Raw genomic sequence first — 21,261 nt, 5'->3', positions numbered from 1 at the left:
ATAACTAGCAACAAGCATGGAGCAAGCCATGGAACACGTGACCTTCAACAGCCTCGGCACCCGCTGCGCGGGCGATCTCTACCTGCCCGAGACGGGCGACCCGGTCCCCGGGCTGGTGCTCGGGCACAGCGGCGTGATGGTCAAGGAGGCGCTGGCGTTCTTCGCGCCCTACTTCGTCAAGGCCGGCTTCGCGGTGCTGGCCATCGACTACCGCACCGTCGGCTCCAGCGAAGGCGAGCCGCGCGGCCTGGACCACCCGGAACGGCAGGTGGAGGACTTCCGCAGCGCCGTGTCCTACCTGCAGACCCGTACCGAGGTGCAGCCGGAGCGGATCGGGGTGTGGGGGGTGAGCATCGGCGGCTCGGTGGCGGCCCAGGCCGCCGTGCTCGATCGGCGCATCAAGTGCGTCGTCGTGCAGAGCCCCAGCGTGTGGAACGGATGGCGGTACATGGAACGCCTCCTGGGCCGCGCCGGTGTCCACGCGCTGCGCGACCGACTGCAGCAGGACTGGCAGCGGCGCTACGAGGGCGGGCAGAGCGCCCGCGTGCCGCACCTGACGCTGGAGGGCGACAGCGTGAAGGACACCCCGGACATGTCGACCCGCCTGTTTCCCACCTACCGCAACGAGAAGACCCTCGACTCGGCCGAGCACCTGCTCACCTTCGCCCCGGAGAACCTCATCCACCGGCTCGCGCCGACGCCGCTGCTGATGATCGCCAACGGCGGCTGGGACCCGTACCACATGCTTGAGGAGGCGCAGAGCGCCTTCGCCAGGGCGGGCGAGCCCAAGCGGCTCGCGGTGCTGCCCTACGACGTGCTCGGCCTCTACACCGGCCCGGGCCTGGAGGAGGCGACGGCGCTCGCGATCGACTGGTTCGACCTCCACCTGCGCAGGACCCGGCTCGCCGACATCACCCCGACACCCACCTACGAGTCGGTGGCCGCCATGACACAGTGAACCGGCACACGATCAACGACGGAGGAAGCGACGATGAGCGCTGAGGACCAGCAGGACCGGCTGCTGCGCTGGGTGGAACGGGTGGCGACGTTCTGCGTCGAGGAGTGGGGGCTGCCGCCCATCACCGGACGCATCCTCGGCTGGCTCATGATCTGCGATCCGGCCGAGCAGTCCGCCGGGCAGATCGCGGACGTCATCCAGGCCAGCCGGGCCTCGCTCACCTCGAACATGCGCTTCCTCACGGCCATCGGCCTGGTCAAGAAGGTGAGAAGGCCCGGCGATCGCGTCTCCTACTACCGCATCGAAGACGACGCCTGGCAGAAGGTCATCCAGCGCAAGCTCGAAAGCCTGAGCGCCTTCGGCGAGATCGCCGACGAAGGCGTCGACCTCGCCGGCGGCGACGGACACCGCACCGAACGCATCAAGGCCGCCCACGACTCCCTGACCTGGCTGCAGAACCTCGCGGCCCGTCATCCGCTACGCCGTTAAGGAACCCCCATGCACCGCCGGCAACCCAAGCTAGGGCTGATCCAGGAAACGCTGCTGCTCACTCTCCACGCCAGAGCCCTGGACGCCCGGCAGCCCACCCCCATCCTCGGCGACACGCGCTCCGCCGACCTGGCCGACACCATCGACTACGACTTCGGCAGGCTGAAGGTCAAGCCCAGCCTCGTCCTCACCACGGCGCTGCGCGCCAAGAAGCTCGACGGCGTCGTCCGCGCCTACGTCGCCGCCCATCCTGGATGCGTGGTCCTCGACCTGGGCTGCGGCCTGGACACCAGGATGTCTCGCTGTGATCCGCCGCCCGGCGTCGACTGGTACGACATCGACTTCCCGGAAGTGGTGCGCCTGCGGGCCGAATGCCTGCCCGGCCGTTCCCACCTGGTCGGAGCCGACCTCACCCGCTCCGACTGGCTCACGGCCATCCCCGGTGACCGGCCGGCGATGATCGTCGCCGAGGGGCTGCTCCCCTTCATGCCCGGCGACTCCTTCCAGACGATGACCCGCGCGCTGGCCGGCCACTTCCCTTCGGGCGAGCTCGCGCTCAACGGCTACACCCGCTTCGCCGCCTGGGCCATGAAGTACCACCCGACCATCAAGGCGCTCGGCATCAAGGCCGCCCAGGGCTTCGACGACCCACACGAGCCGGAGTCCTGGGGCGCCGGCCTCGAACTGATCGAGGAGCAGATCCTCACCCGCGCACCGGAGACAGCCCTGTTCCCGCAGCCCCTCCGCGCGCTCACCCGTCTCACCGCCCGCAGCACGGCGCTGTCGCGGCAAGGGGCGCGCATCCTCCGCTACCGGTTCTGACGCTCCGATGACGGAGCAAGCGGTCCCCGGGCGTGCCGGCTACCCGTCTTCACGCAGATGTGCCGCGCGGCCACGGCTCAGGACCGCCGCGATGGGTACGGCGGCGGCCAGGCCGCTCAGCAGTACGGCGGCCAGCGCTCCGAGGATGGCCGGCTCGTCGCCGAAGGCGAGCCCCACGGCGGCGAGTGCCGGTCCCGCGTTGCGCACCGCCGCGACCGAGCCCATGGTGGTGCGGCGTGCCGGGGCTCCGGTGGCGAGGGCCGCGCCCAGCGCGAAGGCGACGGCGGAGAAGACGAAGCCGGCCAGCAGGCTCAGTGAGCCGATCAGCGCGACGACATCGCGCCAGTTGCCGGCGAGCATGCCCACCAGCACGATGAGGAAGGTCACGTTCGACGTCCCGGCGGCCACCGGATGCCAGGACAGCGCTGTGGACGGCGCGTAGTGGCGGACGACCAGCCCGACGGCGAACGGCACGAGCTGGAGCACCGCCACGGTCAGCATCAGCGCCGGGACGTCGAGCGCGACTCCGCCGCCCACAGCCGCCGCCTTGAGCAGGACGTTCGCGGTCGGCCCGAAGGTGATGCTGCCGACGGCGGCCAGCAGCACCTGCATGGCCGCGCCCGCGACCACGTCGCCGTTCTGCACCATGCCCAGTTTCGCGCCGAACGGCCCGCCGGGTGAGGACGCGATCAGCAGCAGCGCGACGGAGGCCGCCGCGGGCAGGCCGAACAGCGCGGCCACGCCCCAGCCGAGGAGCGGGACGACCACCAGGTTGGCCAGGAGCACGAGCACGAGCAGCACGACGTTCGTCAGGACGGCGCGCAGGGCCGGCAGCGTCGTCCCGAGGCCGGCGGCGAACATGGTGGCCGCGATGAAGGCGATCGTGATGGCGTTGAACAGCAGGTGCAGCGCGTTCATGTCGGCTCCTGGCGTCGGCTTGGTCAGTCTGAGAGGTCGCCGAGCCAGCGCAGCGCGGTCAATCCGGGCATGAAGCAGTATTCGCCACCGCGCGTGACGACGAAGCGCGGCAGCGAGCACAGGCGCCGCCGTACGGGACGCCGGGGGATGGTGAAATCACCGGAGCCGTCGGCGGAGCCGACGACGGGGTCCTTCTCGTCCCCCGCGCCGAAGAAGACGCCGTCGTTCATCCATTCGGACTGGACGAACTCGAACTGCCGCCCGAGATGGGCCCCGACGAAGGCGAACATCAACCCCCGGTCGGCGCCGTCGTCCTCCAGCGCGCCATCGGGCAGCGGCGGGCCGTACACGGTGCCTCGCCTGATCATCCGGTGCAGCCTGGGCACCCCGGCCACCTCCGCGTCCCGGGGGTTGCCGCGGCGGATGTGGCTGCCGCGGGGGGTGATGAGTCCCGCCGGGTCGTCCTGCTGGTAGAGGAAGCTGTTGCGGTACGGGTCGGCGTCGAGGCGGGGATCGTCGTGCGCCGGGCTGAGGGCCAGGGGCGCGCCGCTGCGCCAGCGGCCCATGATCTTCGCCGCCAGCAGTTCCTCGTCCTCGGGGCCGGTGGCGTTGTCCCTGAGGAAGCGCCGGAAGGCGCCGACGCGCTGGTGGAGCTTGCGGAAGGCCACGTAGCTGCCGTTGCGTCCCAGCACCTCGGGCTGAGTGGTCTGGACGCCGCCGAGCTCGTCGGGGTGGCCGAGCACGAACTCGCCGGCCTTGAGCGGCGTCTCCAGCGTGTTGGACCCGGCCGTGCCGCTGCCCTCGATGGCGGGATGGCTGATGCCGTCGCGGTAGCCGAAGGGTTCGGTCTCGGTGGGCAGCGCGTGGCAGTTCTGCCGCCAGATCGCCGTCACACCGGGAAGCGCGTCGTAGGCGGTCCGGGCGCGGTCGACGGCGGCCTCCAGCCGTGCGCTGTCGGGTGCGAGCGCCACCAGGACCACGTGGACGTCAGACGTGCCGAGCGGGGACTCCCAGTTCTCGGGGCTGCTCTCGCCGACGTCGCCCAGCGCGCCGGCCCGTGCCGCCATGCCCTGCCGGAACTCCCAGGCGAAGGTGTCCAGCCACTCCTGCCGAAGGCCGAGCGCCCTGAGGCCGTGGTAGGTGAGCGCGACGCTGACCCAGGTCTCGCCCAGCGGGCTGACCACGTCGGCGGCCGAGGTCACCACGGCGCTCACGCGCCGCATCAGCTCCCGCCCCTGATCGCGGTCGTCGATGCGGAACAGGATGTAGGTCGCCGCGTACGGCGTCGGCCTGGGGCTGAGAACCCCGCGCTGGATGTCGCCGAGGTCGAGCTCGACCTGGGCGTGGCTGCGCTCGCTCACCGGAATCCGCCTTCCCGTCGTCCTACTTCGCCGAGAGGAGGTTGTTCCAGAACGTGCGCAGGCTCTCGTCGACCCCGAACAGCGAACTGAAGATCGTGGTGTCGGCGAAGATGACGTCCCCCGCCCGGTCGCCGGCGGGCGGCATCCACAGGAACATGTTGAACTCGGTGTTGCCCGCCTCGGTGAACGGGTGCGGCGGCCTGGACATGTCGATCGGCTGCCTGCCCAGCACATGGATGACGTCCGGGTCGTCGGTGGTCACGGCGTAGTGGGGCAGGTGCATGTGGAAGTTGAAGCTGGAGACCCCTCTCAGCCACCCCTTGGTGTCCAGGTCCCCGGCGATCGACAGCGGGGCGCTCTTGCCCACGTCCGTCACGGCGGGACGCAGGCCGTAACGGTTCTCGACCGGTATCCCCAGCCCTTCGATCAGCGACCGGGTGTACCTGCCGAAGCGTTGCCTGCGGGGCACCAGCGCGTCGCCGTGATGGTGATATTCCAGGTCGCGGACCGTCATGTCGTCCGACGCGCCGACGTCGTGATGCGGCCCCAGCGCCAGGCAGGTCCCTTCACGGGTGAGCCAGTCACGCAGCGCCTCGATCTCCGCGGGCGTGGCGTCCTGCCCGGTGATCATGTGGTCCAGCCCCCAGACGAACAGGGTGTCGGTGTCGGCCAGCACCCGCTCGTCCAGCGGGGTGTGGAAGCCCGCCTGGTCGACGCGCTGGTACACGGGGACCTGGAATCCGGTCCTCTCCTCGACGAACTGCTGGAAGGGCAGCCAGCCCCAGAAGAACAGCTCCAGCCCGCCCGCGATGCCCTGCTGGAAGCGCAGCGGATCCGACCACTGCGGGTCCTCGTACGCCGGCCACTGCACGCGCCGGACTTCGGTCATCGTGGAGAACCGGTCGTCCAGGCGGGTCACGTCCGCGCCGGCCTCGGCCGGATAGCTCCACGCGACGTAGATGCTCAACCGGCGCCGGCCGGAGGTGTACGGTCGCGGCACATGGTTCTGGTTGTAGGTTCGCGCGGTCATGGACTGGGTCATGTCGAACTCCGCAAGGCGCTGGTCGATGTCACTGCAGCTGGTCGAGCATCTCCGACAGGGCGCTCTTGATCCGCAGGGCCTTCTTGATCTCGTCGGCGCTGACGTAGGGGTACTCGCCGTACTCGATGAAGCTCGGGCACTGGTGCTCGCGCACGTACCTGACGAACGCCTCGGGGTTGCTCTTCCAGTCCTCGGGGAACCCCACGAGGTTCTCGAAGACCGTGCTCACCCCCACCTTGCTGAACAGCGCGACGGCGTCCTCGGTGTACTTGTCGAAGTCGGTGTCGAAGATCCCCTGGTACATGAAGCGGGTGTCGTCGTCGAAGAGCACCCAGCGCAGATAGTGCAGTTTCAGCGGCGCGAGCAGGTGCGGGTCGTCCTCCAGCGCCCTGGCCAGCACGTGGCCGTGGTCACGGATCGCCTCCGCCCGGCCGGGCTTGATGTCGGCGATGATGGTGAACCCGTAACACGCCGGGGTCCGCGGGTAGATGGGGCCGTACTTGCCCTGCTCCAGGTGGTCGGTGTCCTTGGGGATGGCGACCGCCTTCGGCTTGATCTCCATAGCCGTCCCTCTCCAACGTTCTGTTCGAGGGGGAAGGATGAAGCAGCCTGACCTGCCCTATTGTCCCATACGGGATGCCGCCTGGAAGTTCATGGTGGCGGCGCCCCCGGACGGGGTCCACCGGCCCCTGCTGCCTTACACTCACGCCCATGATCGAGTTGGCTGACGGTACGCGGCTACGCACGTGGACCACGGGCTCGGCGATCCCTCAGAGATTTCCCGTGGTCATGTTGCACGGCGGTCCGGGAGTCCCCGACTATCTCGCCCCGGTCGCCGGCATCATCGACGACCTGTGCCTGGTCCACCGCTACGACCAGCGCGGCGTCGGCGGATCGCGCTGGGAGGGAGAGCACACGATCGCTCGCCACGTTGACGACCTGGCGTCGTTGCTCGATGCGTGGGGACACGACCGGGTCGTTCTGGTGGGTCACTCGTACGGAACCAATTTGGCCGGCTACTTCCTGCTGGCCCATCCCGAGCGCGTGGCCGGACTGATCCAGATCGCCGGGCCCTTCCTGGATCCTTGGCGGGACGCCGACCGAGCAGCACAGCGAGCACGACGCACTGGCGAGCAGCAGACCAGGCTCGACGAACTCGACGCGATCGAAGCGCGCACGGACGCCGAGGAGATCGAGTACCTCACCCTGTCGTGGTCGACCGACCACGCCGACCGGACCCGGGCATGGGATTGGGCGCTGTCATCGGCCCGCACGCTGCGGCCCGTCAACTACGCGATGAACGCCCAGCTCAACGCAGCGAAGAAGGCCGACCCGCTCGAATCGCACGTGGACGAACTGCGCGAGCACCTGCCGCCCGGCGCGGTGATCATCGGCGGGGCCGGCGACAGCCGCCCCGCTGATGCCCTGCGACGTCTCGGAACACGCCTCGACTGCGAGGTCGTCATCGTCCCCGACGCGGGACACCATCCATGGCTGGAAGCGCCAGACCAGTTCGGTGCGGCGTTCCGCGCAGCAGTGGAGGGTCAGGCCCGAAGGGCCGGCTGACGGGGGATCAACGAAATTCGTTCCGGCCTGCGGTTCCTTCACAGCAGGCCCAGGCCGCATCGTGCAGGTCAGGTCCCAGGTGGTTGCCGTACATCGCGCCGGGCTCGGCGAAGGTGTCGGTGCGCCGGTCGACCGCCTGGTAGCCCCAGAACCGGCCGCCGAAGCCGGGGAGCTGCACCAACGACGGTCGCGCCGACCGCCCAGCGACGCCGAACTCGCCATCACCGCTGCCGGCCGAAGCAGGTGCCGTGGCGGCTCGGCTCCACGGCACCTGCTTCGGTTCATGGAGCTAAGGAAGGAGCCGACGAGTTCGGCGAACTCCTCCGATGTCATGATCCGCACCCCCAGGTTCTCGGCCTTGGCCCGCTTGGAGCCGGCCTTCTCCCCCGCCACCAGCAGCGACGTCTTGGCCGAGACGCTGGAGGACGCCTTGCCTTCCCTGAACTAAGAGGTTGATCTCCGCCTTCGTCAATCTGCTGAGGCGGCTGCCGGAGCTGATGCCAGGGTAGGGCGATTGGAGAAGGGCTTCTTTGACAATCTTTACGGACCCCGCTCAGTCGCCGAATTGTCGGCGTAACCAGGCATGATGGCTTCCATGACGGACGCTCCTCCCATCACCGTGATCGCCGACGAGACCGCCTACGCCGAGGCGGTCCAGCTCGCCCTCGACGCTTCCGCGGCCTACTACGCCGATGGCACCTCCGCGCTCGACGACGACGCCTACGACCGCCTGGTGCGCGGGATCGAAGCCTACGAGCGCGACCACGCCGACCAGGTGCTGTCGCAATCGCCGACGGGCAAGGTCGCGGGCGGTGCTGTCGTTGGCGACGTGCCGCATCTGGTCCCGATGCTCAGCCTCGACAACGTCTTCGGCGCCGGCCAGCTCCTCGACTGGGCCGCCTCGCTGGAGCGGCGTCTCGGCCGCCCGGTCACCGCGTGGACCGTCGAACCCAAGCTCGACGGGCTCGCCATCTCGGCCCGCTACCGCCGCGGCCGTCTCGTCCAGCTCGTCACCAGGGGCGACGGCGTCAGTGGCGAAGACGTCAGCCACGCCATCGGCACCGTCCTCGGCCTGCCCGACCGGCTCGCCGACCTGGTGACGATCGAACTGCGCGGCGAGGTCATGATGACCACCGCCCAGTTCGAGGCGGCGTGCGCCAAACGCCAGGCCCACGACGGCACCACCTTTGCCAACCCGCGCAGCGCTGCCGCCGGCTCGCTGCGCACCCGCGAGCGTCCCTACGTCTGCGAGCAGACCTTCTTCGGGTACGGCGCGCTGCCCTACCCCGACGACGACTCCGAGCTCGCCGCCGGGCTCCGCGCGTGGCCGCACAGCGAGGTCATGGCCTGGGTCGCCGCGCAGGGCGTGCGCACCACCGCCGACACTCCGGTCGCGGGCCGCGTCGTCACTACCATCGCCGAGGCGCAGACCAGGGTCGAGGAGATCGCTGCCGCCCGCCCCGGCCTCGAGTTCGGCATCGATGGCATCGTCATCAAGTGCGACCAGGCCGCTGACCAGGTCGACGCCGGGTTCAGCTCACGCGCGCCGCGCTGGGCGGTCGCCTACAAGCTGCCCGCCACCGAGAAGATCACCAAGCTCATCAGCGTCGAATGGAACACTGGCCGCACCGGCGTCATCGCACCGCGCGCCGTCCTGGAGCCGGTCGAGCTCGACGGCTCGATTGTCACCTACGCAACCCTCCACAACGTCGCCGACATCGGCCGCCGCGGTCTCATGCTCGGCGACTCCGTCACGGTCTACAAGGCGGGCGACGTCATCCCGCGCGTCGAGGCGCCGGTGGTGCACCTGCGTACCGGCGACGAGCGGCCCATCCCGATCCCGCAGGTCTGTCCCTCCTGCGGCGACGCCATCGACACCTCGCAAGAACGCTGGCGTTGCGTGCGCGGGCGCGGCTGCCGGGCCATCGCCTCGATAAGCTACGCGGCCGGCCGCGACCAGCTCGACATCGAGGGCCTGGCAGAAAACCGCATCAAGCAGATGCTCGACACCGGCCTCATCACCGACTTCGCCGACCTCTTCTACGTCACCCGCGCACAACTCCTCGGCCTCGAACGCATGGGCGAGACCAGCACCGACAACCTCCTGGCCGCCCTCGACCGCGCCAAGACCCAGCCGCTCAACCGGGTCTTCTGCGCCCTCGGCGTCCGCGGCACCGGCCGCTCCATGAGCCGCCGCATCGCCCGCCACTTCGGCTCCATGGCTGCCATCCGCGCCGCCGACGCCGCCGCCATGCAGGAGGTCGACGGCATCGGGCCGGAGAAGGCGCCGATCGTGGTCGCCGAACTCGCCGAGTTGGCCGGGCTGATCGACAAGCTCGTCGCTGCGAGCGTCACCATGACCGAACCCGGCATCCCGGAAGCGGGCTTGGCTTCCCTGGCAGCTACCTCGTCGGCGTCCGCCGCGTCGGGGGAGGGGCTGCCATTGACTGGGATGTCGGTGGTAGTCACCGGGGCGATGTCGGGGCCGCTGGAGGCGTTGTCGCGCAACGAGGTCAACGCTCTCATAGAACGCGCGGGGGGCAGAGCCTCCTCAAGTGTGTCGACCAAGACATCACTGTTGGTGGCAGGCGAGAAAGCTGGCTCAAAGCGCTCCAAGGCCGAATCGCTCGGAATCCACATCGTCACGCCAGAGGAGTTCGCCACGCAGGTCAGCGCCTTCCTTTGAGCGCCTTGTCGAAGTGAGGAGACCAGCGACGGCTGGGCGCACCTGCTCCATCGTCTGGGCGAAACGGCAGAACGCCAGGAAATCCGCTGAACCTGGTCGAACATGCGTACGCCGCACCCCTGCTGCCGCCTCACGCACCCTGGCCGCTGTCAAAGCCACATCACCGCCACCGGCTAGCTAGGCGTCGAAGTCCGTCGACGGTTTCGACAAGTCGGCGCAGCTCTTCGTCGGTGTTGTAGTAGTGCACCGAGGCGCGGACCAGGTCGGGCAGGCCCCGCGCGCCCATGTCGTACCGAGCGTACTCTCGCAGCGAGACCGACGTGTTGACGTCCAACTCGGCGAGCCTGTGGTGAACGTCGGCCGAGGGCATCCCCGCGACGGTGAAGGTAACGATGCCGCACTGCCGTACGCCTTGGTCGTGGACCCGTACGCCGGGCACCTGCCGCAGGTCCTGCCGGAGCCGCCGCGCCAGGTCGCGCACCCGCTCCTCGATGTTGCCCAGCCCCAGGGACAGGGCGTAATCGACAGCGGCGCCCAGGCCGAGCGTGGCGGCGACGTTGCGCTCCCACGTCTCGAACATCCGCGCGGTTTTGTCGATCTCGTAGCTGTCTGGGCCGGTCCAGGTGGCGGAGTGTAGATCCAGTACGGCCGGCCGGATCTGCTCGCGCAGCCGGGGCCGCACGTACAGGAAGCCCGTGCCACGGGGGCCCCGCAGGTATTTGCGGCCCGGGGCGCTGAGGGCGTCGCAGTGCAGCCGCTCGACGTCCAGGTCGAGCTGGCCGGCCGACTGGCAGGCGTCCAGCAGGAACGGGACGCCGGCCGCCTCGGCCAGCCGCCCCACCTCCTCGGCGGGGTTGACGAGACCGCCCTGAGTGGGGACGTGGGTGATCGCGATGAGGCGTACCCGCCCGTCCATGCGGCGCCGCAAGTCCTCCACGTCCATCTGGCCGCTTTCATCGTCGTCGACCACCTCGACGCGTGCCCCGGTGCGCTCGGCCACCTGGAGGAAGGCGATGACGTTGCTGGCGTATTCGGCGCGGCAGGTCAGGATGCGGTCGCCGGGGCCGAACGGCAAGGCGTAGAACACCGCCTGCCACGCTCGAGTCGCGTTGTCGGTCAGTGCGATGTCTTCGGCGGCTGCGTTGAGCAGAGCAGCGACGGAGGATCGGACCGCGGCGAGCCGGGGCGCCGCATCAGCGGCCGCCCGGTAGCCGCCGCGCAGCGCCTCGGCGCGCAGGTGGGCGATCACCGTGTCGGTCACGATCGCGGGAGGCAGCGAGGTGCCCGCGTTGTCCAGGTGGGTCACGTGAGTACAGCCCGGCGTGTCGGCCCGAGCCCGTTCAACATCTTGCATGCAAAACATGTAAACTGAATACAGTAATGAGACGTTGTATGCAAATGAGGGAGCGAATGAACCACAGCGACACGGCTCCGCTGCGGCGCGACATATCGGAGCAGGTCACCGCACGCATTCTGGACGGTCGCCTGCCCGCCGAGGGGCGCGTCAACGAGGTCCACCTGGCGGCCGAGCTGGGGGTCAGCCGCACGCCGCTGCGGGAGGCGCTCGTGGAGCTCACCGACCGCGGCCTGCTGGTCGCCCAGCCGCGGCGTGGCTTCCGCGTGCCGCCCCTGGACATCGACGAGGCCCGCAAGCTGTATCCGCTGGTAGGCGAGTTGGAGGCCCTCGCCCTGCGGTGGACCGCGCCGCAGGACCTGCTCGGACTCGTCGACCGGCTGGAGGAGCAGCTCAAGGAGATGCAGGCCGTCCTGGAGCGGGGAGAGGAGTTGGCTGCGCTCGACGACCGCTGGCACGACCTGTTGCTCTCGGCCTGCGCCAACGCCCCCCTCATCCGGATCATCGCCCAGACGAAGCCCCTGCTCAAGCGCTACGACGTACTCTATTTCGGCGGCCCCGACCGGGCTCGGCGCAGCATCGACGAACACCGCCGTATCCTCGCCGCGATCCGGGAGGGAGACCTCACCGAGGGAGCGCGATGGCTCGTCCAGAACTGGGTCAACGGAGCCGCCTACCTCGGCCAGGACCCGCACCGGCCCACCCGGTAGATCGCGGCTCGGAAAGGGAGATCACCGGGAGGACTCCGGCCCACCGCACCGACCTGGACGGACATGTCGCCATCGTCACCGGCGGCCCCTCAGGCCTGGGGCACGCCATCGCGCTCGCCATCGCGCTCGCCCCTCGCGGAGGCCGGCTCGACGGTCGCGCTCGTCAGCCGGCGGCGGGAGGCCGGCGAGCGGGCCGCGGCACGCATCACATCCCGCACAGGCCGGGCCGCCTCGGCGTTGGCCTGCGACGTCAGCGACGAAGCCGGCGCCCACCGGGCGGTGGGTGAGGTCGCCGAGCGATTCGGCCGCCTGGACATTCTGGTGACCCGTGCGGGGATCCAGGCCAGGGGCGACGTCGGCGAGCTCGGCGCGGCCCAGCTCCGGCGCTGCTTTGAGGTCAACGTCGTCGGGACCTTCCTGGCCTGCCAGGCGGCCGTCCCGTTCATGCGAGCCGCATACGTGGCAACCTGCTCTCCGGTCCCGCCCCCTGGCCCAGCGAAAGCCACCAGGAAGGGGCGCCTTGTGCCCTAGCCCTCCCCCACGAACCCGGCCCGGCTGTCGCTGAACTCCATCAGCCCGGCAGCACGCAGTGCGTCCCGGGTTTGCTCGGCATCGCGATCGCGCTCGCTCCACAGCGGCCGCTGTCCTTGGCCGTAGCCGAACCTCGGCTCGTCATCGCCCATGATCCCACCGTAGACGCCTCGCGACACCCGGGTGCGGACCGAGCTGCGTGGCTCCTACTCCCACCACTATCGGCGCGGCCTGCCCAAGCTGCTGCGAGCGGTGAAGTTCCGTTCCAACAACGACACCTTCAAACCGGTCACAGCTCTTCGGTTGACCTCAGTCGCACTTGAGGTATCAGACTCGGCGTCATGAACGTTGTTGAGGTGACGGAATTCGGCGGTCCCGAGGTGCTCGTGGCCGCGCAGGCGCCCGACCCCGTCCCGGAGGCCGGGCAGGTGCTGATCGGCGTGTCGGCGGTGGACGTCATGTCCATCGACGCGCAGTTGCGTGCCGGGTGGGGGAAGGACTGGTTCCCCGCCCGGCCGCCGTTCGTGCCGGGCACCGGAGTGGCCGGGCGGGTGCTCGCGGCCGGTGCCGGCGTGGATCCCGCGTGGGAGGGGCGGCGGGTCGCCGCGCTGCTCCCGGGGGGCGGCGGGTACGCCGAACTGGCCGTGGCCGGGGTAGAGACCGTCGTGGTGGTGCCCGAGGGGGTGCCGCTGTGGCGGGCGGCGGCGCTGATCCAGGTGGGTCCCGCCGCACTGAGCCTGGTAGCGGCGGCCGGGCTGGAGCCGGGGGCGCGGGTGCTGGTCATCGGGGCCGGTGGGGCGCTGGGCCTGCCGATCGTCCAGCTCGCCCGCGCCGGCGGCGCCCGGGTGACGGCGGCGGCGCGCGGCCCGGCCAAGCGGGCGGCGGCCCTGGAGGCGGGTGCGGCGGAGGCGGTCGGCTACGAGGAGGTCTCGGGGCCCTTCGACGTGGTGTTCGACGGGGTCGGGGGCGAGATCGGCCGGGCCGCGTTCGAGCTGCTGGAACGCGGCGGGCGGTTCTTCGCGTACGGGGTGAGGAGCGGTTCCGGCGCCCCTGTCGACCCGGCGGAGGCGGAGCGGCGCGGGGTGCGCCTGGTCGGGATGGAGCAGGTGCAGTTCGCCCCAGACGAATTCGGGCGGCTGGCCGGGCTGACCATGAAGGAGCTGGCGGCGGGCAGGCTGACGACCCCCGTGGGCCTGGCACTGCCGCTGGAGCGGGCGGCCGAGTCGCACGCCGCGCTGGAGGCGCGCGAGGTCGTCGGCAAGGCCGTCCTGCTCGTCACCGCCGAGGCCGTGCGCCACCACCGGCTCGGTGGCCCCGAGGTGCTGGAGCTGGAGGAGGTCCCGCTCCCGCAGCCGGGTGCCGGCCAGGTGCGGGTCCGGGTCAGGGCGGGCGGTGTGAACGCCATCGACTGGAAGCTCCGCACCGGCTTCCCCGGCGCCACGATCGACGGTCCCCAGGGGACCGGGCTGGACCTGGCGGGCACCGTCGACGCGCTCGGCCCGGGGGTGACCGCCTGGCGGCCGGGCGACGCGGTGTACGGCCAGGGAACGGGCACGCTGGCCGCGTACGCGATCGCCGAGGCGGACGGCCTGGTGGCCAAGCCGGACGATCTCACGTACGAGGAGGCCGCCGCGCTGCCGGTGGCCGTCGAGACAGCCACCCGCACGCTGCGCGAACTCGGCGTCGAGAGGGGCCACACGCTGCTGATCCACGCGGTCGCGGGCGGCGTCGGGCTGGCCGCCGCGCAGCTCGCCCGCGCCGCGGGCGCCGAGGTGGTCGGCACCGCGAGCGAGCGCCACCACGCGTTCCTGCGCGGCCTCGGCGTGCGGCCGGTCGTCTACGGCGAGGGCCTGGAGGAGCGCCTGCCGCACACCGTGGACCGGGTGCTGGACGCCTCGGGCAGGGACGTGCTGGACCTGTCGGTCAAGCGCACCGGCGACCCGGCCAAGGTGGTCACGATCGCGGACATGACGGGGGCGAACCGCCTGGCCGTGCGCTTCTCGACCGGCCGCGACACCTCCCCCGCCGCCCGGGCGCGGGCGCTGCGCGCGGCCGCGGGCGCGGGCGTGCGCATCCCGGTCGCCGAGGTGTTCCCGCTGGAGCGGGCCGCCGACGCTCACCGGCGCAGCCAGGACGGCCACTTCCTGGGCAAGATCGTCGTCAGTACGGAAGGATCCCTTCCGCATTAGCCGACATGCTGGTGCGCATGCTGGAAACCTCGGCCCGCCTGCTCAGGCTGCTGTTCCTCCTCCAGGCGCGCCGCGACTGGTCGGGACCCGAGCTGTCCGCCCGCTCGGCGTCTCGACCAGGACCATCCGCAACGACGTCGAGCGCCTGCGCTCGCCCGGCTACCCGGTGTACGCCACGCCCGGGGTGGCCGGCGGCTACCGCCTGGGCGCGGGCGCCGAGCTGCGCCGGCTGGCCCGCCAGAGCGCAGGCGACCCGGCGGCGTGGACGCCCCACCTGGCTTCCCTCGTCGCCGGCCTGTTCGAGCTGTTGTCGCCCGCCTGGGACACCGAGCACGCCACCGGCCGGGCTGGGACACCGAGCACGCCACCGGCCGGCTGGAGAAACCGACACCCTGGCCCGCGCGGCGGTCCGCTGCCGTCCGGGACCTGCTGGAGCTCGGCTCGGGCACCGTGGCCCTGGTCGACGCGCTGCTGTTCCGGCCGAGATCACCCGGGTGCTGACCGCCGACGGCGTGCTGATCTGGGCCAGCCAGTTGGGCGCCGACGGGCCGCTGTTCCTGGACACGCCCACCGCTATCACCGTATCGGGTAGCGCCTGGAGCGCGGTCCAGGCCGAAGCCGGCTGGGCAACTGGGTCGTGCTGCGCCGAGCCGGGACGCCTCGGCCGAAGACAGCGGCCTCTCCAGGCAGCTGAGGCACGAGGCCGCGCAGTCAGGCGCCGGGCCCGTCGTTGGCCAGCACCCGGTAGACACTGGCCAACGACGGGTGACGTCCCTTGTTCTTGCCCGTGGAGATGACCAGCTCGGACGCGATCTCCGGCACCGGGACCCCGCGCTCACGCAGGCTGCGCGCATAAGCGACCATGTCGTCGTCGAACACCCTCGGTCGGCCGCCATGGCGGCCGCGCTCGCGGGCTGAAGCCTGGCCCTCGGGAGACTTCTCCCGGATGTACTCGCGTTCGGATTCGGCCATGCCGGCTGATCTTCTCGGAGGAGATCGGCTCACATCCTGCCGCCGCCAGGGCGGCTCTCCAGCGGGTGATCTAGCCATTGCTTGGTGATCGTCGGGACGCCGGATCTGTTGGGAGCCCCTAACCAGGCAGGGCTGTGCCGGCCCTCATGGCCGGGCGGCGGAGACCACGGGCATGCGCAGTGTCGCCGCTGTCGCGACCAGCAGGGCCACGAGCAGGACGATCGCCATGAAGACCTGCCCGTGCAGACCGAGGACGAAGACAGTGCGGTCGGCGAACTCCGGGTCGTAGGTGGCGGTGCCGGGGAACAGGAGCGCACCGATCATGCCGAGCCACGGGATGGCCAGGACGGCGGCGGCGTGCAGCAGCGTGTTCCGGGCCGGCCGTAGCGCGAGGGCCAGGCCGGTGAGGCCGAGAAGCACGGTCATCACCATGTATTGGGCGTCATGGAACTTGGCGTGGGGCGGCCAGGCCGGGTTGAAGGCGTGCTGTGCCGCGAGGCCGGGAATGGCCAGGTCGGCGAGCACGGCGCCGACCGTCGTGATCGCTGCGACGGCGATGATCAGGATTCGTGGGAGGGGCATCAGATCGTCCAGGTGTAGGCGGGGGTGAGCGAGCGGGCGAAGAGCACGTTCGGGAGGAGCGGAAGGACCGCGTCCCGCAGGGTGGTCATCGGGGTGGAGGTCCAGTGCGCGGCGGCGCCGGCCTGGCGGGAACGGCGGACGATCAGCTGGGTACGCGGCCTGCGGATGCGGTCGTAGGCCGCCAGCCCTTCGCGTACGCCGAGGGTGTCCACCGCGTGCGCGAGCGTGACCGCGTCCTCCAGCGCCTGGCAGGCGCCCTGCCCCAGATTGGGCGTCATGGCGTGGGCCGCGTCCCCGAGAACGGCCACGTTCCCCGAGACGTACGTCGGCAGCATCGGGAGCTCGTGGGTGTCGTGTTGCAGCACCGCCTCCTCATGCGTGGAGTCGAGGAGCTCGGGGATGGGCCGGTGCCAGCGGGCGAAGCGTTCGCGCAGCTCGTTCAGGCCGACGTGGGAGCCGGCCGGGGCGTTGGCCATCACGTAGCAGTAGACGCGGCCGTCGGGCATCGGCACCTGCCCGAACCGTTCGCCCCTGCCCCACGTCTCCACGCTTGTCTCGATGGGCTGAGGCGGAGCGATGAGACGCCAGGTGGTGTAGCCGACGTAGCGCGGCCCGGGGAGATCGGGCCAGAGGGAGCGCCGGGTCAGGCTGTGCACGCCGTCGGCGCCCACCACGAGATCGGCGGTGCAGGCGCCGCCGTCGTGGCGGACCGTGCCGTCGGGCCGCACGTGCCGGACGTCGACGCCGGGCCGCAGCGCCTCCGGCGGCACGGCTGATCTCAGCAGGTCGACCAGGGCGGCCCGGTGCACGGTCACCCACGGGCCGAAGCGGCGCTTGAGGCTGTCGACGTCGTTGCGGATCAGCCAGTCGCCGCGCCTGCTGCGGATGCCCGCGAGCGGGTCGGCCGGGCCGCCGGCGCGCAGGCGGTCGCCCAGGCCGATGGCGTCCAGCGCGCGCAGGCCGTTGGGCTGGATGGTCAGTCCCGCGCCCACCTCGGTGAACTCGGCAGCGCGTTCGAGGACTTCCACCTGCCAGCCGCGCCGATGGAAGGCGACGGCCGTGGCGAGCCCGCCGATGCCGCCTCCTACGATGGTCACTTTCATGTTCGGGTCTCCTTGACGGTCAGTGCAGGCCGCGCTTGCCCGGGGCCCAGAACGGCTTGGTCTTGATCGAGGCTCGTGGCCAGTTGCGTTCGCGTACGAGGAAGTCGCGCACCAGCTGGCAGGTTCTGGCCTCGCCGGCCACGTAGGCGGCTCCGGCGTTGCCCGGCAGGTCGAGTTCGGCCACAGCGGCGAGCAGCACCGGGGAGGCGGCGGCGGGGACGCCGCGGCGGTGGACGCGGCGCAGCGGCGGCGTCCCGGGCATGGCCAGGTCGTGCTCGGGGGTCTCGCTCTCCAGGACGCCGTACATCCGGGCCGACGTTCCCAGCGCTCTGATCATCGGTCCGAAGGCGGCGCCGGCGGTCTCCTCTCCGATGAACACGTGGTAGTCGGCCTCGCGGGTGAAGAAGTCGCTTTGCGGCCACCAGAAGGTCACGCGGTTCCCGGGCCGTGCCGCCTGTGCCCACTGCAGTCCGATGCCGTCGCCCGCGTACAGGTGGACGCGCAGTTCGATCGCCTTCCTGCCGGGGGCGAGGTCCCAGATCGTGTACGTGCGCAGCGTCTCGGCCGGGCGCAGGATGCCCGACACCGACAGCGGGTCCTGCAGCTGGATTCTGACGTGCTGGCCAGGCGTGTAGGGGAAGGCGACAGGCTGGTCGGTTTCCAGCCGGATCCGGCGCATGGCCGGGTTGACCTGCTCGGCGACGGTGACGGTCGCCTCCATGGCGTACTTGCCGGACAAGCGGTCGCGTATCAGGCGGGCCATGTCAGGAGTCCTTGCTTCGCCGGACGTGAGCGGATCTGGACATCCGCCACCACACGGCCGTGATCAGCACCATCACCGCCAGAAGGATCCACCACATATCTGCTCCTTACGGGCTCTAAGTTATTTAGAGCCATTAAGGAAACATAGATGCCCTAAGATGTCAACGGCGGCCACGGAGCGACACGAGAGGTGATGATGTCCGCACACACCAGCAGGCGGGAACGGTTGCGCCAGGCCACCCTGGAGGAGATCCACGCGGCCGCGCGCAGGCTGCTGGTCGAACAGGGATCGGCCGCGGTGACCATCAACGCGGTCGCCCGGCAGGTCGGCATGAGCGGCCCGGCTCTCTACCACTACTACGCCGGACACGACGAGCTGGTCGGCGCGGTCACCGCGGACTTCTTCCGCGAACTGGCCGCCGCCATGGCGCAGGCCCGTGACGCCCGCGCCGGCGCGCCGACCGGCGACCGCCTGCTGGCCGTCTGCCGGGCCATGCGCGCCTGGGCCGTCGCCCATCCCGCCGAGTTCGGCTGGATCTTCGCCAGCCCCATCGCCGCGCCGAACCGCGACGCCGGCTCGGTGCGTCACCAGGCCGCCCTGCGTTTCGAGCAGGTCCTGCTCGACCTGACGGTCGAGCTGTGGCGGACCCGGCCGTTCCCGGTGCCCGACCTGGCCGACCTGCCCGCCTCCCTGCGCGAGCAGCTGACCGCCTACGCGGACAGCATCGACGGACGACTGCCGCCCGAGGCCGCACACGTCTTCCTGTCGTGCTGGATCAGGCTGTACGGCCTGCTGTGCATGGAAGTCCTGCACCAACTGGACTTCGCCTACACCGACATGGAGCCCGTCTTCGAACAGTGCCTGCACGACCTGGCGGTCACCCTCGGCATCGACGACGCGGCGGCATGACTACGACCGGTCGTCGGGAACGCGCCAGGAGCCCGTCACCTGGACGCGGTGACGACGGTCATGGGGAGCAGCAGGCCGGCGGCGACGTAGAGCGGAGTGTACAGGTCATACGAGGTGGCCAGCCAGCTGCCGAGGAAGGCACCGCACGGGGCGGCGCACATGGCGAGCATGCGGGAAGTGAAGGCCACGTGGCCCATCAGATGGGCCGGGACGATGGCCTGCATTTCCTACGGCGACGGCCCCTACGCCAACACCAGATGGAAGGGCGTCGTGATCTCCCGGGGCGACGACAGCAGGAAGTCCAGGGACGCCGGAAACTACAAGTACTACGCCGGGTCGGTGTGCATCTCAGCACCCGGCCACTGCCTCGATGTCGAGGGGATCTCGCCGTCATGGACGAGCGTCAAGCTCAACAACGTGCACTGCGGCTGAACCACACCCGCACCTGACTCCGCACACGACAACGCCCGGTCCGCCTCAGGCGGGCTGGGGCGCTGTGTGTTGGCCGGCGGTTCCGCCAACCGCTACAAGAGGGAAGGGGCGGGGGCGTTCCGGCAGGAGTCACCGGACCGGGCGCGGCGCCGGACCGCGGCGTCCCCCGTGAAGCGCGCCGTCTCGGCCCACGCCTCCCGCTTGGCGTGCTCGGCCAGCGCCCGGTGAATCCTGGCGACGGATGGGTTCTGGCCCTTGCGTTTACCGGTGGGGATGATCGCGCACATACCGGTCGGCGGCGTCGGGGCAATGTCATGGCCGGTGGCCCACGAGGTGAGCGTGGCGGGGTAGGTGTAGTGGGCGGTGAGCGTCCCGGTCAGTGCGGAGAAGATGTTGAAGACGCCCTCGTCCGTGACAGGGAGCGCTCCGCCCAGCTGTTCAAGGAGAGAGTCCACCGGGTGCGAGGGGCAGGTCACGGTGACGGAGCGGCGCTCGCGCACGGCGGGCAGCGGATCGCCCCGCCCGCGAGACCGATGACGACTCGCGTGGGCGTCCGCGGTCGGCTCGCCCGGAGGGTGCGGTCAGCACACGGCCTCGCGCATACGGCCCAGGATGTCCCGCAGGAGGTCCAGTGACGTGCCGAAGTTGAGCCTGACGAAGCCCTCGCCGCCGGGACCGAAGGTCCGGCCGTCATTCAGCAGGACACGGGCCTTGTCCAGAAAGAATGTGTGCGGGTCGGTGGGGAGATCGAGGGCGCGGCAGTCCAGCCAGGCGAGAAAGCCGGCCTCCGGGACGCGGTATCCGATGCCGCGCGGCAGCCCCTCATGCACCAGCGCGGCGTTCCGGTCCAGGACCGGCCGCAGCTGTGACAGCCAGGAGTCACCGTCCCGCCAAGCTGCCAAGGTGGCGGCCACGCCGAAGGTGTTGGGCTCGCCGTACAGATGGGTCGGGCGCGAAAGGGCTGCTCGCACGTCGGCCGCGCCGATGTGCGCGACGGCGCAGCGTACCCCCGGCACGTTGAACGCCTTGGTCGCGGAGGTCAGAGTCACTGTCCGGGCGGCCGCCTCGGACGACAGGGAGGCAAAGGGGATGTGCCGGTGCGGGCTGTGCACGAGGTCGGCATGGATCTCGTCGGATATGACCAGCAGGTCGTGGCGCCGGGCCAGTTCGGCGACCGTCTCCAGCTCCTGGCGGCGCAGCACGCGCCCGGTCGGGTTGTGCGGGTTCACCAGCAGCAGCACCCGGCAGCCGCCATCGGTGAACTCCCGGTCGAGCCGCTCGGCGTCGAAGACCCAGCCTTCGTCCTGAAGGACGTACGGGATGGGGTGCAGGCGCCGCTCCATGCCCGTCACCGTTTCCAGGAAGGGCGGATACGCCGGAGTGTGCAGGGCGACGCCGTCGCCGGGGCGCGTGGCGACGCGCAGGACGGCCTGGAGCCCCTGGTTGATGTCGGTGAACTCCCGGACGTGGCCGGGGTCGAGCACCCAGCCGTGGCGTTCGCGCATGCGCTCGGCGAAGGCGGCCCGCAGGGGGACCTGCTCGGGGCGCCCGTCCCACGAGGGGTATCCCAGGTCCTCCTGCACACACCGCATGAGGGCCTCCTGCACGGCGGGGGCCGGCGGGAAGTCCATCTCCGCGATCCATGCCGGCAGCACACCCGGCTCGGCCCGGCTCCACTTCACTCCGGGGCGACGGGCCAACGATGAAAGGTCAAGGTCGTCAAACATGGCTTCTCCTGTCCCTCAGGGGGCCGATGGAAGATGTGATCGGCCAGCGGCTGGGTGGCGTCGCGGTCGACGTACGTGGCGATCGTCGCGAGGACAGTGAGCGCAAGGCCTGCGACATCGTTCTGAGCGCTGATCGTGCATGGCTGG

General features: G+C 70.7%; 24 protein-coding genes and 1 pseudogene. 11 read left to right on the top strand and 14 right to left on the bottom strand.

Translation table 11 applies throughout. From position 1 onward, the window contains the following. Positions 1-28 precede the first annotated feature (28 nt). The 3 genes from ACIBQ8_RS06440 to ACIBQ8_RS06430 are packed head-to-tail and all read left to right on the top strand — an operon-like array spanning position 29 to position 2,269. Complete coding sequence (locus ACIBQ8_RS06440; RefSeq protein ID WP_397191344.1) at positions 29-958, top strand: alpha/beta hydrolase; 930 nt, start codon at positions 29-31, stop codon at positions 956-958. A gap of 33 nt (positions 959-991) precedes the next feature. After that, on the top strand, positions 992-1,447 hold the full coding sequence (locus ACIBQ8_RS06435) for a GbsR/MarR family transcriptional regulator (RefSeq protein WP_397177858.1): 456 nt from the start codon (positions 992-994) through the stop codon (positions 1,445-1,447). 9 nt (positions 1,448-1,456) lie between these two features. Then, entirely contained in the window at positions 1,457-2,269 is an 813-nt protein-coding gene (locus tag ACIBQ8_RS06430) for a class I SAM-dependent methyltransferase (RefSeq protein ID WP_397191343.1), read from the top strand. Between the two features lie 39 nt (positions 2,270-2,308). On the opposite strand, the gene ACIBQ8_RS06425 is transcribed toward ACIBQ8_RS06430, so the two are convergent. From ACIBQ8_RS06425 to ACIBQ8_RS06410, 4 genes are read right to left on the bottom strand one after another with little or no spacing between them, the layout of a single operon-like run. Then, a complete protein-coding gene (locus ACIBQ8_RS06425) occupies positions 2,309-3,187 on the bottom strand; it encodes a bile acid:sodium symporter (protein WP_397191342.1) in 879 nt (292 codons plus the stop codon). Positions 3,188-3,210: 23 nt separating this feature from the next. Continuing rightward, positions 3,211-4,548, bottom strand: a complete 1,338-nt coding sequence (locus ACIBQ8_RS06420) for a Dyp-type peroxidase (protein WP_397191341.1) — start codon at positions 4,546-4,548, stop codon at positions 3,211-3,213. A 22-nt stretch (positions 4,549-4,570) separates the two neighbouring features. Beyond that, a complete protein-coding gene (locus ACIBQ8_RS06415) occupies positions 4,571-5,578 on the bottom strand; it encodes a hypothetical protein (RefSeq protein ID WP_397177854.1) in 1,008 nt (335 codons plus the stop codon). Between the two features lie 40 nt (positions 5,579-5,618). Then, positions 5,619-6,152 (bottom strand): hypothetical protein, encoded by a 534-nt coding sequence (locus ACIBQ8_RS06410; RefSeq protein WP_397177853.1) that lies wholly within the window; start codon positions 6,150-6,152, stop codon positions 5,619-5,621. A gap of 149 nt (positions 6,153-6,301) precedes the next feature. Here ACIBQ8_RS06410 and ACIBQ8_RS06405 point away from each other — a divergent pair, with 149 nt between their 5' ends. Next, positions 6,302-7,156: an alpha/beta fold hydrolase gene (locus ACIBQ8_RS06405; protein ID WP_397191340.1), complete on the top strand. Its 855-nt coding sequence runs from the start codon at positions 6,302-6,304 to the stop codon at positions 7,154-7,156. 7 nt (positions 7,157-7,163) lie between these two features. Here the strand turns inward: ACIBQ8_RS06405 and ACIBQ8_RS06400 are convergent, their stop codons facing one another. Continuing rightward, the gene (locus tag ACIBQ8_RS06400) at positions 7,164-7,334 is read right to left on the bottom strand and encodes a hypothetical protein (protein ID WP_397191339.1); all 171 of its coding nucleotides are present in this window, start codon (positions 7,332-7,334) and stop codon (positions 7,164-7,166) included. A 441-nt stretch (positions 7,335-7,775) separates the two neighbouring features. Here ACIBQ8_RS06400 and ligA point away from each other — a divergent pair, with 441 nt between their 5' ends. After that, on the top strand, positions 7,776-9,842 hold the full coding sequence (gene ligA, locus ACIBQ8_RS06395) for an NAD-dependent DNA ligase LigA (RefSeq protein WP_397191338.1): 2,067 nt from the start codon (positions 7,776-7,778) through the stop codon (positions 9,840-9,842). Between the two features lie 160 nt (positions 9,843-10,002). Here the strand turns inward: ligA and ACIBQ8_RS06390 are convergent, their stop codons facing one another. Then, entirely contained in the window at positions 10,003-11,148 is a 1,146-nt protein-coding gene (locus tag ACIBQ8_RS06390) for an aminotransferase class V-fold PLP-dependent enzyme (protein WP_397191337.1), read from the bottom strand. A 104-nt stretch (positions 11,149-11,252) separates the two neighbouring features. On the opposite strand from ACIBQ8_RS06390, the gene ACIBQ8_RS06385 reads away from it, so the two are divergent. Together ACIBQ8_RS06385 and ACIBQ8_RS06380 are read left to right on the top strand one after the other, a co-directional pair. Beyond that, complete coding sequence (locus ACIBQ8_RS06385) at positions 11,253-11,906, top strand: GntR family transcriptional regulator (protein WP_358287399.1); 654 nt, start codon at positions 11,253-11,255, stop codon at positions 11,904-11,906. A gap of 63 nt (positions 11,907-11,969) precedes the next feature. Further along, complete coding sequence (locus ACIBQ8_RS06380; RefSeq protein ID WP_397191336.1) at positions 11,970-12,437, top strand: SDR family NAD(P)-dependent oxidoreductase; 468 nt, start codon at positions 11,970-11,972, stop codon at positions 12,435-12,437. Here the strand turns inward: ACIBQ8_RS06380 and ACIBQ8_RS06375 are convergent. Continuing rightward, complete coding sequence (locus tag ACIBQ8_RS06375) at positions 12,434-12,589, bottom strand: hypothetical protein (protein WP_397191335.1); 156 nt, start codon at positions 12,587-12,589, stop codon at positions 12,434-12,436. The genes ACIBQ8_RS06380 and ACIBQ8_RS06375 overlap by 4 nt on opposite strands. Positions 12,590-12,778: 189 nt before the next feature. Here ACIBQ8_RS06375 and ACIBQ8_RS06370 point away from each other — a divergent pair, with 189 nt between their 5' ends. Both ACIBQ8_RS06370 and ACIBQ8_RS06365 read left to right on the top strand, forming a co-directional pair. Next, positions 12,779-14,626, top strand: coding sequence for a zinc-binding dehydrogenase (locus ACIBQ8_RS06370; RefSeq protein ID WP_397191334.1), 1,848 nt, complete (start codon positions 12,779-12,781; stop codon positions 14,624-14,626). Positions 14,627-14,643: 17 nt separating this feature from the next. Next, positions 14,644-14,849: pseudogene (locus ACIBQ8_RS06365) on the top strand (helix-turn-helix transcriptional regulator); the annotation flags it as partial. A 488-nt stretch (positions 14,850-15,337) separates the two neighbouring features. Here the strand turns inward: ACIBQ8_RS06365 and ACIBQ8_RS06360 are convergent. The 4 genes from ACIBQ8_RS06360 to ACIBQ8_RS06345 all read right to left on the bottom strand — a co-directional run bounded on the left by ACIBQ8_RS06360 (position 15,338) and on the right by ACIBQ8_RS06345 (position 18,046). Next, positions 15,338-15,598 carry a hypothetical protein gene (locus ACIBQ8_RS06360; protein WP_397191333.1) on the bottom strand — a complete coding sequence of 87 codons (261 nt, stop codon included), beginning with the start codon at positions 15,596-15,598 and terminating at the stop codon, positions 15,338-15,340. Positions 15,599-15,742: 144 nt separating this feature from the next. Continuing rightward, positions 15,743-16,180 (bottom strand): DUF6640 family protein, encoded by a 438-nt coding sequence (locus ACIBQ8_RS06355; protein WP_397191332.1) that lies wholly within the window; start codon positions 16,178-16,180, stop codon positions 15,743-15,745. Next, complete coding sequence (locus ACIBQ8_RS06350) at positions 16,180-17,283, bottom strand: FAD-dependent monooxygenase (protein ID WP_397191331.1); 1,104 nt, start codon at positions 17,281-17,283, stop codon at positions 16,180-16,182. Before ACIBQ8_RS06350 ends, ACIBQ8_RS06355 begins: the two co-directional genes overlap by 1 nt. Positions 17,284-17,302: 19 nt before the next feature. Further along, a complete protein-coding gene (locus ACIBQ8_RS06345) occupies positions 17,303-18,046 on the bottom strand; it encodes a siderophore-interacting protein (protein ID WP_397191330.1) in 744 nt (247 codons plus the stop codon). Between the two features lie 192 nt (positions 18,047-18,238). Between ACIBQ8_RS06345 and ACIBQ8_RS06340 the strand changes: the two genes are divergently transcribed. Beyond that, entirely contained in the window at positions 18,239-18,955 is a 717-nt protein-coding gene (locus ACIBQ8_RS06340; protein ID WP_397191329.1) for a TetR/AcrR family transcriptional regulator, read from the top strand. Positions 18,956-18,990: 35 nt separating this feature from the next. Here the strand turns inward: ACIBQ8_RS06340 and ACIBQ8_RS06335 are convergent, their stop codons facing one another. Beyond that, a complete protein-coding gene (locus tag ACIBQ8_RS06335; RefSeq protein ID WP_397191328.1) occupies positions 18,991-19,143 on the bottom strand; it encodes a hypothetical protein in 153 nt (50 codons plus the stop codon). Between the two features lie 25 nt (positions 19,144-19,168). Between ACIBQ8_RS06335 and ACIBQ8_RS06330 the strand changes: the two genes are divergently transcribed. Next, complete coding sequence (locus ACIBQ8_RS06330) at positions 19,169-19,387, top strand: hypothetical protein (RefSeq protein ID WP_397191327.1); 219 nt, start codon at positions 19,169-19,171, stop codon at positions 19,385-19,387. 92 nt (positions 19,388-19,479) lie between these two features. Here ACIBQ8_RS06330 and ACIBQ8_RS06325 read toward each other — a convergent pair whose 3' ends face one another. Both ACIBQ8_RS06325 and ACIBQ8_RS06320 read right to left on the bottom strand, forming a co-directional pair. Further along, positions 19,480-19,887, bottom strand: coding sequence for a hypothetical protein (locus tag ACIBQ8_RS06325; protein ID WP_397191326.1), 408 nt, complete (start codon positions 19,885-19,887; stop codon positions 19,480-19,482). Between the two features lie 81 nt (positions 19,888-19,968). Next, positions 19,969-21,018, bottom strand: a complete 1,050-nt coding sequence (locus ACIBQ8_RS06320) for a MalY/PatB family protein (protein WP_397191325.1) — start codon at positions 21,016-21,018, stop codon at positions 19,969-19,971. Positions 21,019-21,261 lie beyond the last annotated feature (243 nt).

Source organism: Nonomuraea sp. NPDC049646, assembly GCF_044465525.1.
In the GTDB taxonomy this organism is placed as follows: domain Bacteria; phylum Actinomycetota; class Actinomycetes; order Streptosporangiales; family Streptosporangiaceae; genus Nonomuraea.
Note: the sequence above shows the minus strand (reverse complement) of the source record. Positions and strands in the feature narration are given on the sequence as shown.

Coding starts and splice junctions, on each gene's coding strand:
- ACIBQ8_RS06440 (WP_397191344.1), top strand. CDS start 29: ATGGAACACGTGACCTTCAACAGCCTCGGCACCCGCTGCGCGGGCGAT.
- ACIBQ8_RS06435 (WP_397177858.1), top strand. CDS start 992: ATGAGCGCTGAGGACCAGCAGGACCGGCTGCTGCGCTGGGTGGAACGG.
- ACIBQ8_RS06430 (WP_397191343.1), top strand. CDS start 1,457: ATGCACCGCCGGCAACCCAAGCTAGGGCTGATCCAGGAAACGCTGCTG.
- ACIBQ8_RS06425 (WP_397191342.1), bottom strand. CDS start 3,187: ATGAACGCGCTGCACCTGCTGTTCAACGCCATCACGATCGCCTTCATC.
- ACIBQ8_RS06415 (WP_397177854.1), bottom strand. CDS start 5,578: ATGACCGCGCGAACCTACAACCAGAACCATGTGCCGCGACCGTACACC.
- ACIBQ8_RS06410 (WP_397177853.1), bottom strand. CDS start 6,152: ATGGAGATCAAGCCGAAGGCGGTCGCCATCCCCAAGGACACCGACCAC.
- ACIBQ8_RS06405 (WP_397191340.1), top strand. CDS start 6,302: ATGATCGAGTTGGCTGACGGTACGCGGCTACGCACGTGGACCACGGGC.
- ACIBQ8_RS06385 (WP_358287399.1), top strand. CDS start 11,253: ATGAACCACAGCGACACGGCTCCGCTGCGGCGCGACATATCGGAGCAG.
- ACIBQ8_RS06380 (WP_397191336.1), top strand. CDS start 11,970: ATGTCGCCATCGTCACCGGCGGCCCCTCAGGCCTGGGGCACGCCATCG.
- ACIBQ8_RS06375 (WP_397191335.1), bottom strand. CDS start 12,589: ATGGGCGATGACGAGCCGAGGTTCGGCTACGGCCAAGGACAGCGGCCG.
- ACIBQ8_RS06370 (WP_397191334.1), top strand. CDS start 12,779: ATGAACGTTGTTGAGGTGACGGAATTCGGCGGTCCCGAGGTGCTCGTG.
- ACIBQ8_RS06360 (WP_397191333.1), bottom strand. CDS start 15,598: ATGGCCGAATCCGAACGCGAGTACATCCGGGAGAAGTCTCCCGAGGGC.
- ACIBQ8_RS06355 (WP_397191332.1), bottom strand. CDS start 16,180: ATGCCCCTCCCACGAATCCTGATCATCGCCGTCGCAGCGATCACGACG.
- ACIBQ8_RS06350 (WP_397191331.1), bottom strand. CDS start 17,283: ATGAAAGTGACCATCGTAGGAGGCGGCATCGGCGGGCTCGCCACGGCC.
- ACIBQ8_RS06345 (WP_397191330.1), bottom strand. CDS start 18,046: ATGGCCCGCCTGATACGCGACCGCTTGTCCGGCAAGTACGCCATGGAG.
- ACIBQ8_RS06340 (WP_397191329.1), top strand. CDS start 18,239: ATGATGTCCGCACACACCAGCAGGCGGGAACGGTTGCGCCAGGCCACC.
- ACIBQ8_RS06330 (WP_397191327.1), top strand. CDS start 19,169: ATGGCCTGCATTTCCTACGGCGACGGCCCCTACGCCAACACCAGATGG.
- ACIBQ8_RS06320 (WP_397191325.1), bottom strand. CDS start 21,018: ATGGACTTCCCGCCGGCCCCCGCCGTGCAGGAGGCCCTCATGCGGTGT.